The following is a 13,048-nucleotide window of genomic DNA, read 5'->3' on the forward strand; positions in this document are numbered from 1 at the left end:
AAAAACCAGGTGACAGCTGTCACCTGGTTTTTTAATATGTCCACGTTTTTAGAAAGGCATTTGCACGTTCTCTGCCTAAGGAGATCAGTTCTTCTTTCTTTTCTTCTGTTAACCCAAATTCTGTTGTAAGCGTGGAATCAACCGGTAGAAAAATAATATCTCGTTCATGCTTTTTAGAAATATGTCTAGCATCATGTGCATTTTTCATCGTATCAAAAAGAGCACCAAATAAGTCAATCGCATTATGAATTTCAGCTGACTGCACACTATCTTCAGGAGAGCTAAATTTCACCCCTAGAACAGGACGTACTTTTGGTTGATCTCGCTTTTGAAACAGCCACATTGGAAAATTACTTAGCACTCCACCATCTACAATTATTTTGACTCCTGAGTTTGCTTTTAGCTTTACAGGTTCAAAAAAGTAAGGTAGGCTACAGCTCATTCTCACAGCTTTAGCTACAGAAAATGTCTCAGGTTTAATTCCGTAGCTTGGCAAGTCATCTGGAATTACAACAATCTTTCCATCAGTAATATCTGAAGCAATAATACGCAAAGCATGTTTTGGCACATCTCCAAATGAATATATTCCCCTTGCTTTTAACTTTTCCTCTATCCAAAGTTCAAGGCGGTCTCCTTTATATAAACCAAGGCGCCAATATAAAAGAAGCCATTTTCCCCACTTTGCAGGCAAAAGAGAGGCTCTGCTGTCTAACAAATCACTGAGCTCCATTTCTTCTAGCATTTTTTGGATATCTCTACTTGTATAGCCTGCGACAATAAAAGCAGAAATAATAGCTCCTGCACTCGTTCCTGCTAACCTGCGATAAATGAGTCCTTTGTTTTCCACTGCTTGAAGAGCTCCTACAAGTGCAAACCCTTTAATACCGCCTCCTGCAAAAACGCCGTCTATGTACAAGGTTTCACCCCTTCAAAATCCGCCTTTTTACATTTTTAATCGCACCTTTCTTTCTTTATGCACGTCTTCATAAAAACAATAAAAAAACGTTAAGCACTAAGTGCTTAACGTTTCTATATTTATTGTTCACTTTTACGCTGTGTTGCACGAAGAGCTTCAACACGCGCTTCATTTTCTTCAAAATATTGAACGAGATCACCAATACGATCAATTGAATTCCAGCTTAAATGATGCTCAATTCCTTCAACATCCTCATAAATATTCTCTTCATCAACACCAATGATTCGAAGTAATTGCTCAAGCAATTCATGGCGATATACGAGACGCTTCCCAATTTTTTGGCCTTTTGCTGTTAAAATTAAGCCGCGATATTTCTCATAAATTAAATATTCGTCTTTATCAAGCTTTTGAACCATTTTTGTTACTGAGGAGGGATGAACAGCCAAGGCTTCTGCAATATCCGATACTCGGGCATACCCTTTGTCTTCAATTAGCATATAAATTTGTTCAATATAATCTTCCATACTTGGCGTTGGCATAACTTCTCCTCCATTATTTCCATTTGTTTTATCTAAAACTGCATTTAAATTTTACTATACAATAACCTTAAAAACAAGCAACGACAATAGCAAATCAACCGAGGAAGCCCCGGTTGATTTACGTTGTTTTCTTTATAGGCCACATTTTAACTGAGCGTTACAATTTGTGCATGTGTTACAACCGCCAAGTTCCTCAACGATTCCCTCACGACAAACTGGGCACGTATCTCCAACTTCAGAGCCGTACGTTACTTCCTCAGCTTCCTTTGTTTTTTGTACGGAAACTTTTGTCTCAGTTTCTTCTTCAAACGAGTTATCTTCTGCTTTTAAAGAAAGAACTTGAGCGTCGCGACTTCCGTCTACATACACTGTACCGCCCTTTGCTCCACCTTTATATAAACGCTCGTATACTTTTTGGACTTGTTCAACTGTATAACCGCGTGGTGCATTAACCGTTTTACTAATTGAACTGTCAACCCAACGCTGAATGACACACTGTACGTCAGCATGTGCTTCAGGTGACAGACTCATTGCAGATACAAACCAGTGTGGCAAATTATTTTCGTCAGCTTCAGGATGTGCATCAAGATACTCCTGAACGATATCTGCTTTTACTTCAATAAACTTACCAAGGCGTCCACTTCTAAAGTAAGAGAAAGAGAAATATGGCTCAAGACCTGTTGATACACCGACCATTGTTCCTGTGCTTCCTGTTGGAGCAACAGTTAGAAGATGCGAGTTGCGGATTCCATGCTCTTTTACGCTATCCAAAATATCAGCAGGCATCTTACTCATATAACCTGTTCTTGTAAAGTTTTCTCTGAGCTCTTGCGTTTCCTCCTCATTTTCCCCAACAAGGAATGGAAAGCTTCCTTTTTCTTTTGCAAGCTCTACAGAAGCACGGTAAGCTGTTGTTGCAATTGTTTCAAAAACACGATCAACAAGCTCATTTCCTTCTTTTGAACCGTACTCTGTTTCACAATAAATAAGTAAATCATGAAGTCCCATTACGCCAAGACCAACACGTCGTTCCCCAAGGGCTTGCTTACGATTTGGCTCAAGGAAGTAAGGAGTAGCGTCGATCACATTATCTTGCATGCGCACGCCTACTTCTACAGTTCTTTTTAACTTCTCAAAATCTACTGTTTTATTCTTTTTATCCGCCATTTGTGCTAAGTTCACAGCAGCTAAGTTACAAACACTGTATGGTGCAAGAGGCTGCTCACCGCAAGGGTTTGTAGCTACAACTTGTTGACCATATGCACTTGCATTTGTCATATCATTAGCATTATCAATGAAGAAAACACCAGGTTCTGCTGAATATGTTGCACAAATGTTAATCAAATTCCAAAGCTCTTTTGCTTTGATTTTACGATATGTGCGCACACTGTATCCTTGTTCTTTCCATTTACGTACGTCCCCAACTTCATGCCAGTTTTCGTTGTAGGCATTCATTTCTTCTTCTGAATAAGCCTCAACGTCTGGGAAGCGAAGTTCATACTCTGTATCATTTTCAACAGCTGCCATGAATTCTTTTGTTAAACAAACAGAAATGTTTGCTCCTGTTAGAAACTCGGCATTATGAACGCTGTATGTTCCACCTGCAGCTAATTTTTCTTTTGCATCTTCAATTACTTTTGCAGGAAAGCCACCTTGTCCAGGAATGTTTTCATAATTTAAGATGCCTTGATACATGTCGCGCTCATTTGCTGTAAATGGTGTAAACTTCAGCTTGTCCTCCGCTGCTTTCTTAATTCCTTCATCTTTTGTTGTTTGAATTAAGAAGCGTAAAATACGTGGATTTTGCATTTTAGAAATAATGAATTCCACAATATCTGGGTGCCAATCAGCAAGCATAATCATTTGCGCTCCACGACGAGATCCACCTTGTTCAACAAGATGTGTTAGCTTTGCAATATCATCTAACCATGATACAGATCCGCTTGATTTTCCGTTGACGCCTCTAGCAAGTGTGTTGCGTGGACGAAGAGTAGAGCCATTTGTTCCCACTCCTCCACCTCTGCTCATAATTTCCATCACTTGCTTGCGATGCTCTGAAATTCCTTCGCGTGAATCTTTTACATATGGCATAACATAGCAATTGAAGTATGTAACATCTGTGTTAGCCCCTGCTCCATACAATACGCGTCCTGCCGGTACAAAATTTGTGCTTTTTAATTCTTCATAAAAAGCTTGAAACCATTTCTGGCGCTTCTCTTCTGTTTTCTCTGATGAAGAAAGACCAACTGCATTTCGTTTAGCAATTTGCTCATAAAAAATTTCAAGCGGCTTTTCCATTACGTCTAGTGAACGCTCAACAATTCCAGTTTGAACTTCAAGCTCGTCCGTTAAAGAACCGCGAAATTCTTCTTCAACCCATACTTTTGCTGTTTTTTTCTCCCAGTTAATAGAACGAATAAATCCTAGACCGCGCGCAGGGAATTTAGGATCGTCTTTGACTGTTAATACAACGAAGTCTCCCTCTGTTAACGTCACCTTTTTCGTATCTTTGAATGAATATCTGTCAAGCATTACAAGTCTTGACACGCCTTTATGAGTCATATTCATATCTGCTGTAATTTCATGCACTTGAGGAAATAAACCAATATCCTTATTTAATTTCTCAATGTTCACTTTTGGTTCCTCGTTTAGAACAACAGTCATACACACATCTCCCTCTTACTTTTACTATATTATTAAAGCTAACATAAAAGGACCGACTAATCAATATATAGTATTCATCAATAAACGACATACTATATATTGATTTTTTGTCAAGTCCTTTTCGGAATTTGCTTATTTTTTTTAAAACACAACTTTTTTATTGTACACTTTTTTGAAGCAAAATGGGAGAGAGATTATCTACGGTAATTCCATTCATCTTTAGCATATTTATCCAAAGCTAATTTCTCAACGTAGGCTTCTTCTTCTTCTGAAAGCATGTATTCTTCCAATTTGATGTTCAATCCTTTTTCAAAACCTTTTTTAAAAGCCTCATTTGCCTCTTCAATTGAAACAATCCGTCCAGCTACATCATTTACTGCAACTGCTTTATTACGAAAAGATTTCCTCATTCTCTCTTTCACACGTTCACTTGGATAATGGAACATGCTAAAAAGCGCTTCTTCATCAATTGAAAGCAAGATAGACCCATGTTGAAGAATGACCCCTTTTTGACGAGTTTGGGCACTTCCTGCTACTTTACGTCCTTCCACAACAAGTTCGTACCAGGAAGGAGCATCAAAACAAACCGAAGATCTTGGATTTTTTAATCCTTCTTTTTCTTCTTCTGTTCGTGGAATTGCAAAGTAAGCGTCTAAACCAAGCGCGCGAAATCCTTCTAAGAGACCTTCTGAAATTACTCTGTATGCTTCTGTAACCGTATGTGGCATGCTTTTATGTTGCTCAGACACAATAACGCTATACGTGAGCTCATCGTCGTGGAGAACGCCTCTACCGCCTGTTGGCCGTCTTACAAATCCAAGCCCGCGTTTTCTTACTTCTTCAAAATTCACTTCTTTTTCTGCTTTTTGAAAATAACCAATTGATAAAGTTGCTGGGTCCCACCCATAAAAACGAATAGTTGGTGGAATTTTTCCTTCACTATGCCACTCAAGTAAAGCTTCATCAAGAGCCATATTATAATACGGTGAATGTTTACTCCAATTAATAAAACGCCAAACTTCTGTCATCTTTCTCATCCCTAACTTTTTTCTTTTTTCGACACTTATTTTTTGAACATTCTTATACAGTTTATCAAAACCAATTTGTTGTGCAAAGAATTTAGGTGGTCGCTTTACTTCTTTTAAAGAGAACTTATATAATAGAGATATCTCGTATTTTAGTAGTTACATGAAAGAGAGGATTATGTTTGATGGAAGGCATTTACGTCATTTTAATTTTATTAGGAGCTTTTATCGTATACTCGATCATTATGCTTCTCATGCAACGCCGCATTATGAAATCGCTAACGGAAGCAGAGTTTCGCGCTGGATACCGTAAAGCGCAGCTTATTGATATTCGCGAACAAAAAGACTTTGAAGGTGGGCACATTTTAGGAGCTCGTAATATCCCGCTTTCACAGTTGAAAATGCGTATTAAGGAGCTTCGCCCAGATCAGCCTGTCTATCTTTACGATCAAGCTGGCATCCGTACAGGAAAAGCAGCACAAATGATTCGTCGTCATCGTGGAATTAAGGACATCTATCAGTTAAAAGGCGGCTTTAAACTTTGGACAGGCAAAGTAAAAACAAAGAAAAGATAATGGTTTACAAATAAGAAAAGGATGGAGAATACTCTCCATCCTTTTTGATTGTTAAATTTTCACTTCTTCTTCTTTTTTATAACGTAAAACAGGCTTACGAGCTGCAAGTGTTTCATCAAGACGTCCAATAACTGTTGTGTGTGGGGCTTCTTGCACAATTTCAGGATTATCTTCTACTTCTTTTGCAATCGTAATCATTGCTTCAATGAAATTATCCAATGTTTCTTTTGATTCTGTTTCCGTTGGCTCAATCATCATACCTTCTTCCACATTTAACGGGAAATAAATTGTTGGAGGATGATAACCGAAATCAAGAAGTCGTTTCGCCATATCAAGCGTTCTTACTCCTAAATGCTTCTGTCGCTTTCCAGATAGTACAAATTCATGCTTGCAATGTCGATTAAATGGTAAATCAAAATAAGGAGCAAGCTTGCGCATTAAGTAGTTTGCATTGAGAACCGCATACTCTGATACAGCCTTGAGTCCGTCTCCACCCATTGTGCGAATATATGTATAAGCTCGCACATTGATCGAGAAATTCCCATAATACGGCTTAACACGACCAATGGACTTTGGAATGTTATAGTCAAACGTATAACCATGTTCTTTTTTGATTAACACTGGCTTTGGTAAGAAAGGAATAAGTTCTTTTTTCACTCCAACAGGACCAGAACCAGGCCCACCTCCACCATGAGGACCTGTAAATGTTTTATGCAAATTCAAATGAACAACATCAAATCCCATATCTCCTGGACGTACTTTACTTAATACAGCATTCAAATTTGCTCCATCATAATAAAGTTTCCCGCCTGCATCGTGAACAATTTGGGCCATTTCAATAATATTTTCTTCAAACAAGCCAAGCGTGTTCGGATTTGTAAGCATAAGAGCTGCTGTATCATCTCCAACAACCTGCCGGAGATGATTTAAATCCACAAGACCGTTTTCATCTGATTTCACAGTAACTGTTTCAAAACCAGCTACAGTAGCTGAAGCAGGATTTGTTCCATGTGCAGAGTCTGGAACAATCACTTTTGTTCGGTTAAAATCTCCTTTTTCTTCATGAAAGGCACGAATAAGCATAAGTCCTGTCCATTCCCCGTGAGCTCCTGCTGCAGGCTGCAACGTGACCTCATCCATTCCGGTAATTTCCTTTAAGCTCTCCTGAAGATCAAATAAAAGAGCGAGGGCTCCTTGAACGCTTTCTTCGTCTTGCAATGGATGAATATGTGAAAATCCTGGATAACGTGCTACATCTTCATTTACTTTTGGATTGTATTTCATTGTACAAGAACCAAGTGGATAAAAACCTGAGTCAACTCCATGGTTTCTTTTTGAAAGAGCTGTATAATGTCTTACAATGTCTAGTTCTGATACTTCTGGTAATAACGGTTCTTCCTTTCTTTCATAGTCTTCTCCTAAAATAGAAGAAACGTCTACTTCCTCTACATCAAGTTCTGGCAAGGAATACCCTTTCCTCCCATGCTTACTCAACTCAAAGATTAGCGGTTGATCAGTTTTCATGATGAAATCCCCTCACTTCTTCTACAAATTTATCAATCTCGTCTTTTGAACGAATTTCTGTTACAGCAATAAGCATACACCCTTGTAAGCTGTTATCATCGCGTCCTAAATCATAACCACCAATAATTCCTTTTTTCAAAAGTGAAGCGTTTAGTTTCTGAATACTACAGTCGAAAGAAACAACAAATTCATTGAAAAAGGCGTTAGAAAACCAAACATCAAACCCTGCTTCTTCAAAAGCTTTTTTCGCATAGTGAGCTTTGCTCATATTTTGCTTTGCCATCTCTTTTACACCACTTTTGCCAAGTGACGTCATAGCTACTGAAGCTGCTAGAGCGTTTAATGCTTGATTCGAACAAATATTTGACGTTGCTTTGTCACGACGTATATGCTGTTCTCTTGCCTGAAGCGTCAGCACAAATCCTCGATTTCTATCATTGTCTTTCGTTTGACCAACAAGTCTTCCAGGAATTTTACGCATTAATTTTTTAGATGTCGCAAAATAACCGCAGTGAGGGCCTCCAAACTGCATTGGAATTCCAAAAGGTTGAGCGTCTCCTACAACAATATCTGCTCCAAATTCCCCCGGAGGAGCAAGTACGCCAAGCGAGAGTGGATTGCTCGACACAACAAAAAGAGCATTTTGCTTATGAGCAACTTTTTCAATTTCTTTTAAAGGTTCAACTTGACCGAAAAAGTTTGGATATTGAAGAATAACGCTTCCTACATTTTCATCCATCTCTTCTTCTAACGCTCGTAAACTTGTTAATCCATCCTCATGAGGAATTTCCACAACAGTAAGGTTTTGGCCTTTTGCATATGTTTTTAACACCTCTCTTGATTCTGGATGAACAGCTGACGAGACAAGTATTTTTCGTTTTTTAGTATGACCAGCACTTACCATTGCTGCTTCCGCAAGCGCTGTACCTCCGTCATACATCGAAGAGTTGGCAACATCCATCCCTGTTAATTCACAAATCATCGTTTGAAATTCAAAAATAGCTTGCAGTTCTCCTTGAGAAATCTCAGGCTGATATGGCGTATATGCCGTATAAAACTCCGAGCGTGAAATAATATGGTCTACAACAGAGGGAATGTAGTGATCATAAATACCCGCACCTAAAAAAGAAGAATATTGCTTTGTTGAAGCATTTTGCGCTGATAAAGCATAAAGCTCTCGTGTCAAGCAAGCTTCAGATGCTCTCTTTTTTAATTTGTATTCTCTTTTAAAACGAACGCTTTCCGGAATATCCTCAAAAAGCTCATCAACGGTAGTAATACCAATTGCTGCTAACATTTCTTTACGATCTTCTTCTGTCATTGGCAAGTAATGATGGGTCATAGCGTTTTTGCTCCTTTTTTCCGCTTATAAAACGGTGTTTTAATAATGGATGCTTTCACAAACTTATTACGAATTTCAACAAACACTTCACTTGCAAGAGAGGTATATTCTTCATTGATAAGAGCTAACCCAATATTTTTTTTAAGAGTTGGAGATTGCGTTCCTGTTGTTACCTTTCCAACTTCTTTTTCATCTACAAAAACCCGGTAGCCATAACGAGGGATGCCGCGTTCAATCATTTCAAGACCAACAAGTCTTCGCTTTACTCCTGTTTCTTTTTGTTTTACTAGGGCTTCTTTTCCGATAAATGAAGATTTATTTAACTTAACGGCAAAACCAATTCCTGCTTCATATGGAGTGATGTCTTGCGAAAGTTCTTGCCCATAAAGGGGAAGGGCTGCTTCAAAGCGAAGGGTATCCCTTGCTCCTAATCCGCATGGTAATAATCCCTCATCTCTTCCTGCTCTTAGAATTGTTTCCCATAAGAAAGAAGCATGTTCCTTTTGACAATAAATTTCAAATCCATCTTCTCCTGTATAACCAGTTCTTGAAATCAGCACTTCAACCCCATTTATCGAGACATTATTTTGAAAATTAAAAAAATTTATTTTAAAAAGATCATGAGAAGTTAATTTACTTAATACCTCTTCTGATGAAGGACCTTGTAGAGCGATAAGAGCTATTTCTTCTGATACATTTGTTAACGTAACCTCAGGTGTAAGATGGGCTTTCATCCAGTCAAAATCCTTCTCAATATTTGAAGCATTCACAACAACAAAATAAGAGTTAAGAGAAAGCTGATAAACAAGCAAATCATCAACAGTTCCTCCATTCTCATAGCACATTACCGTATACTGAGCTTTGCCTGGAGAAAGAGCAGAAACATCGTTTGTCATTAACTTTTGTAGATAATCAAGACTTCCCTTTCCTTCTACTTTAAACTCTCCCATATGTGAGACATCAAAAAGCCCACATTTAGTACGAACAGCTATATGCTCTTCTTTTATGGATGAAAATTGAACAGGCATACTCCATCCGCCAAAATCAATCATTTTAGCACCAAGCTTACTGTGTATATCATAAAGCGGTGTTTTCTTCATCATTCTCATCTCCTATAAAATTGACGTCTCTATTTTCAATAGAATTCTGTCTTCTATGTTAATAGAAAAAGGTATTAAAAAAAGGACAGAGTACTCCCTTTTAAGAAGTACTCTGTCCTTTGACCTGAAAGTTTCCCTTTCCTCACACGAAAAGGTTGCCTCGTTGGTGGCTTAGTTTTAAGCTCTCTCCAGAGTTGCGTCAAACAAAGGTCTTTTTGCCTGAGAGATTCGCTCATTCGCTTGCTCCTTCGGCGCTACACCATAATAGTCTCTCCCTTTGTTTTCATTCGCATCTATATTTTGTTACAGTTTCGGACATACTACATAAAAAAAGAAAAATGAACTCGTTGCAAAATGTTCATGCACTGAAAGATACTTATTAAACGATTCTTGAATACAAATTTATCCTACCATTAAACTTTATGAAAATTCAATAAAAATTTGCAGAAGAGGTGCAAAAATATGAATGTTCCGATTTCATTTGATCATGAATGGCAAGATTCGTTTCTAAAATCATTCGAAGAAGACGGTCCTTGGGCAAATTACGATATTTATCAACTTGCCTATAAAGTTGCACAAAGAACAGCCGTTCCTTCTTTTCACGACCTTCAAGCTCCTAGCTATTTGGCCGACTTAACTCCTCTCCCACATCAACTTGAAGTTGCTAAAAAAGTAGTAACAGAGATGAATGGGAAAGCTATATTAGCTGATGAAGTTGGACTTGGTAAGACAATTGAAGCAGGACTTATTTTAAAAGAATATATGATTCGAGGTCTCGTAAAAAAAGTACTGATTCTCGTCCCTGCTTCCCTTGTATCTCAGTGGACGATAGAACTTAATCAAAAGTTTCATATTCCAGCAGTTGCACAGCGCAAATCTTATGTATGGGAGCAGTGTGATGTTGTTGTTTCTTCTATTGATACAGCAAAACGCATGCCGCACAGAGACATTATTTTAGAACAAAATTATGATTTTATTATTATTGATGAAGCTCACAAATTAAAAAATCATAAAACTAAAAACTATCAATTTGTACAAGAGCTAAAAAAGAAGTTTTGTCTTCTTTTAACAGCTACACCTGTGCAAAATAAAATCGAAGAAATCTTTAATCTTGTTTCTCTGTTAAAGCCTGGTCACCTCGGAAACCAAGCATATTTTGAAGAGTTGTTTTCAGCGAAAAACCGCAAACTAGAAAACGATGAACATTTGCGAGAACTTATTAATAAAGTCATGATTCGCAACAGAAGACAAGATACTGGAATCGAATGGACAAGTCGGAAAGTTGAAACCATTCCCATTCATTTTTCCGAGGAGGAACGTGCGCTATATGACGCCATTGAGTCGTTTAAAGAACACGATAACCCATCAAGCGCTTTTGCTCTTTTAACACTGCAACGCGAAGCATGCAGCAGCAAAGAAGCTGTATATATGACGCTTAAAGGAATGCTTGATAAAGAAAGTGAAGAATATACCCCTCCATACCCTTTAATTGAAACGCTCATGGACAGGATTGGAAATATCGGGAAAACTGGGCGTAATTCAAAAGCAGAAAAAATGGTGGAGCTCATTAAGAAAATTGACGACAAAGTTATCGTCTTCACTGAGTACAGAGCAACACAAATGTATTTGCAGTGGCTTTTGCAGCAGCATGGCATTTCTTCGGTTCCGTTTCGCGGTGGATTTAAACGCGGAAAAAAAGATTGGATGAAACAGCTTTTCCAAAACAATGTTCAAGTTCTTATTGCTACAGAAGCAGGTGGAGAAGGAATCAACTTGCAATTCTGTCATCATATTATTAACTATGATCTTCCGTGGAATCCAATGCGCCTTGAACAGCGAATCGGAAGGATTCACCGCCTTGGACAGGAAAAAGATGTCCATATTTATAATTTTGCAACGTCTGGAACAATTGAAGAGCATATCTTAAAGCTTTTATATGAAAAAATCCGCTTGTTTGAACGCGTTATTGGCAATTTAGACGATATTCTTACACAGCTTGAAATGAAAGACTTTGAAGAATATGTGAACGATGTTTTCCTTCATTCTCGTTCTGAAGGAGAAATGAAACTTAAAATGGAACATTTATCTTCTATTATTGATGATATGAACGATGGAGAGGAGAATGCAGCAAATGCAGCAACATGATATCCACCAGTTCTTGAAAGGATATTTTCAATCAACAGAGTGCTCGATTCTTGAAGAAGGAAACGGTTATCTAACCGTTCAACTTACAATTGATCAAGACAAAGAGCTTATGAACCGCCCCTTTTACTGGCACTATTTAGAAAAAGTCGGCGGGGAGCCAAATCCCGCTTCTTTAACATTTATTACAAATGAACAGCGTGCACCACAAGACATTAAAGGAGAGAAAGTTCATTTCGGTTCTCCCCGCCTTCATCAAATTTTCCAAGCAACAAGAAGATTTGGCTCAGCAATCAGGCTTTATGAAGCTAATGTAGCACGTTCAACTCATAATACTGCTTTGCATCCTTGGCTTAATATGAACGTTATGGTGTCGTATCAGTGTGATCATAAAAGAGATTACCTTTTATCTCTTGGAATCCACTTAATTACAGGAAATATTATTGAAGATTTTCACGAACTTTTAAAAGGGCAAGCACTAACGCCTAAAATTCCGGACTTTACGTTTACCCTTTCTCCTATTATTAAACCAAAAAGCGGATTTAATCGCCTTCATCAATATATTGAAAAACATATATATGAGGATGATCACAGCTGGGCGGAAGAAGCAAAAGAAAGATGGCAACAGGACCTTGATCTTCTTAATCATTTCTACGAAGACATTGAGGAAAAGCCATCAACGTATGATATTGAAAAGAAGGCGCTTCAAGACCAATATGAACCAAGAATATCCGTCAACGTCGTTAACGGAGGAATCTTTTATTTACAGGAAGGAACAGTTCGTATCCTTTTACAAAGAAAAATGGCTTGAAAACAACAAGGAGGATTTTGATGAAACTTTTTATTAAAACAATTGTTGCATTTTTTTCACTAAGCCTTATTACCGTGCCATTTTTGCACGGTCATGCCGAAACATCTTCACATATAACTCAATCAGCTGATCACGCAAAATGGGGCCGCCTCGCTGTTAAACAGACACAAATGAGGTATCCTGTTGCTCAAATTAAAGATTATGCATATCTTGGCAGGGGAAAGGAAAAAAATCTTGAAACACAGCGCTTTAAACTTTGGCTTCAGCAAGGAGAGAAAAAGTTTACTGTGTTTATTACAATCAAAGTTGATCCAAAAAACAACACCATGAAAAAAATTCAGTTTGTTGAAAGTTTAAATTAAAAAAGAGGAGCAAATTTGCTCCTCTTTTTAATTAGCCAATAAGAAAAG

General features: G+C 37.9%; 11 protein-coding genes and 1 riboswitch. Of the genes, 4 read left to right on the forward strand and 7 right to left on the reverse strand.

Annotation, left to right across the window (positions count from 1 at the left end; all coding sequences use genetic code 11):
- Nucleotides 1-31: 31 nt before the first annotated feature.
- The 4 genes from BM012_RS02265 to BM012_RS02280 form a co-directional block, all read right to left on the reverse strand.
- Entirely contained in the window at nt 32-916 is an 885-nt protein-coding gene (locus BM012_RS02265; protein WP_061801957.1) for a patatin-like phospholipase family protein, read from the reverse strand.
- A 119-nt stretch (nt 917-1,035) separates the two neighbouring features.
- The gene (gene mntR / locus BM012_RS02270; protein WP_019391521.1) at nt 1,036-1,455 is read right to left on the reverse strand and encodes a transcriptional regulator MntR; all 420 of its coding nucleotides are present in this window, start codon (nt 1,453-1,455) and stop codon (nt 1,036-1,038) included.
- A gap of 132 nt (nt 1,456-1,587) precedes the next feature.
- Complete coding sequence (locus BM012_RS02275; protein ID WP_061801958.1) at nt 1,588-4,119, reverse strand: vitamin B12-dependent ribonucleotide reductase; 2,532 nt, start codon at nt 4,117-4,119, stop codon at nt 1,588-1,590.
- 194 nt (nt 4,120-4,313) lie between these two features.
- A complete protein-coding gene (locus tag BM012_RS02280) occupies nt 4,314-5,147 on the reverse strand; it encodes a lipoate--protein ligase family protein (protein WP_082802461.1) in 834 nt (277 codons plus the stop codon).
- Between the two features lie 182 nt (nt 5,148-5,329).
- On the opposite strand from BM012_RS02280, the gene BM012_RS02285 reads away from it, so the two are divergent.
- Nucleotides 5,330-5,719, forward strand: a complete 390-nt coding sequence (locus tag BM012_RS02285) for a rhodanese-like domain-containing protein (RefSeq protein ID WP_061801960.1) — start codon at nt 5,330-5,332, stop codon at nt 5,717-5,719.
- A 51-nt stretch (nt 5,720-5,770) separates the two neighbouring features.
- Here BM012_RS02285 and gcvPB read toward each other — a convergent pair whose 3' ends face one another.
- The 3 genes from gcvPB to gcvT are packed head-to-tail and all read right to left on the reverse strand — an operon-like array spanning nt 5,771 to nt 9,688.
- Nucleotides 5,771-7,246, reverse strand: a complete 1,476-nt coding sequence (gcvPB, locus tag BM012_RS02290) for an aminomethyl-transferring glycine dehydrogenase subunit GcvPB (RefSeq protein WP_061801961.1) — start codon at nt 7,244-7,246, stop codon at nt 5,771-5,773.
- Nucleotides 7,233-8,585, reverse strand: a complete 1,353-nt coding sequence (gcvPA, locus tag BM012_RS02295; protein WP_061801962.1) for an aminomethyl-transferring glycine dehydrogenase subunit GcvPA — start codon at nt 8,583-8,585, stop codon at nt 7,233-7,235. Before gcvPA ends, gcvPB begins: the two co-directional genes overlap by 14 nt.
- Nucleotides 8,582-9,688 carry a glycine cleavage system aminomethyltransferase GcvT gene (gene gcvT / locus BM012_RS02300; RefSeq protein WP_061801963.1) on the reverse strand — a complete coding sequence of 369 codons (1,107 nt, stop codon included), beginning with the start codon at nt 9,686-9,688 and terminating at the stop codon, nt 8,582-8,584. Before gcvT ends, gcvPA begins: the two co-directional genes overlap by 4 nt.
- Nucleotides 9,689-9,882: 194 nt before the next feature.
- Nucleotides 9,883-9,972, reverse strand: a riboswitch (glycine riboswitch).
- A 175-nt stretch (nt 9,973-10,147) separates the two neighbouring features.
- Between gcvT and BM012_RS02305 the strand changes: the two genes are divergently transcribed.
- From BM012_RS02305 to BM012_RS02315, 3 genes are read left to right on the forward strand one after another with little or no spacing between them, the layout of a single operon-like run.
- Nucleotides 10,148-11,830, forward strand: a complete 1,683-nt coding sequence (locus tag BM012_RS02305; RefSeq protein ID WP_061801964.1) for a DEAD/DEAH box helicase — start codon at nt 10,148-10,150, stop codon at nt 11,828-11,830.
- Entirely contained in the window at nt 11,817-12,638 is an 822-nt protein-coding gene (locus BM012_RS02310; RefSeq protein WP_061801965.1) for a YqhG family protein, read from the forward strand. Before BM012_RS02305 ends, BM012_RS02310 begins: the two co-directional genes overlap by 14 nt.
- A gap of 20 nt (nt 12,639-12,658) precedes the next feature.
- Nucleotides 12,659-13,000, forward strand: a complete 342-nt coding sequence (locus tag BM012_RS02315) for a DUF3889 domain-containing protein (protein WP_061801966.1) — start codon at nt 12,659-12,661, stop codon at nt 12,998-13,000.
- The last annotated feature ends 48 nt before the right edge of the window (nt 13,001-13,048 follow it).

Source organism: Priestia endophytica DSM 13796 (assembly GCF_900115845.1).
In the GTDB taxonomy this organism is placed as follows: Bacteria; Bacillota; Bacilli; order Bacillales; family Bacillaceae_H; genus Bacillus_I; species Bacillus_I endophytica.

Bases quoted from the DNA above. Each gene is read 5' to 3' on its own strand.
- BM012_RS02275 (WP_061801958.1), bottom strand. From the start codon at position 4,119: ATGACTGTTGTTCTAAACGAGGAACCAAAAGTGAACATTGAGAAATTA.
- BM012_RS02285 (WP_061801960.1), top strand. From the start codon at position 5,330: ATGGAAGGCATTTACGTCATTTTAATTTTATTAGGAGCTTTTATCGTA.
- BM012_RS02305 (WP_061801964.1), top strand. From the start codon at position 10,148: ATGAATGTTCCGATTTCATTTGATCATGAATGGCAAGATTCGTTTCTA.
- BM012_RS02280 (WP_082802461.1), bottom strand. From the start codon at position 5,147: ATGACAGAAGTTTGGCGTTTTATTAATTGGAGTAAACATTCACCGTAT.
- gcvPA (WP_061801962.1), bottom strand. From the start codon at position 8,585: ATGACCCATCATTACTTGCCAATGACAGAAGAAGATCGTAAAGAAATG.
- mntR (WP_019391521.1), bottom strand. From the start codon at position 1,455: ATGCCAACGCCAAGTATGGAAGATTATATTGAACAAATTTATATGCTA.
- BM012_RS02310 (WP_061801965.1), top strand. From the start codon at position 11,817: ATGCAGCAACATGATATCCACCAGTTCTTGAAAGGATATTTTCAATCA.
- gcvT (WP_061801963.1), bottom strand. From the start codon at position 9,688: ATGATGAAGAAAACACCGCTTTATGATATACACAGTAAGCTTGGTGCT.
- BM012_RS02315 (WP_061801966.1), top strand. From the start codon at position 12,659: ATGAAACTTTTTATTAAAACAATTGTTGCATTTTTTTCACTAAGCCTT.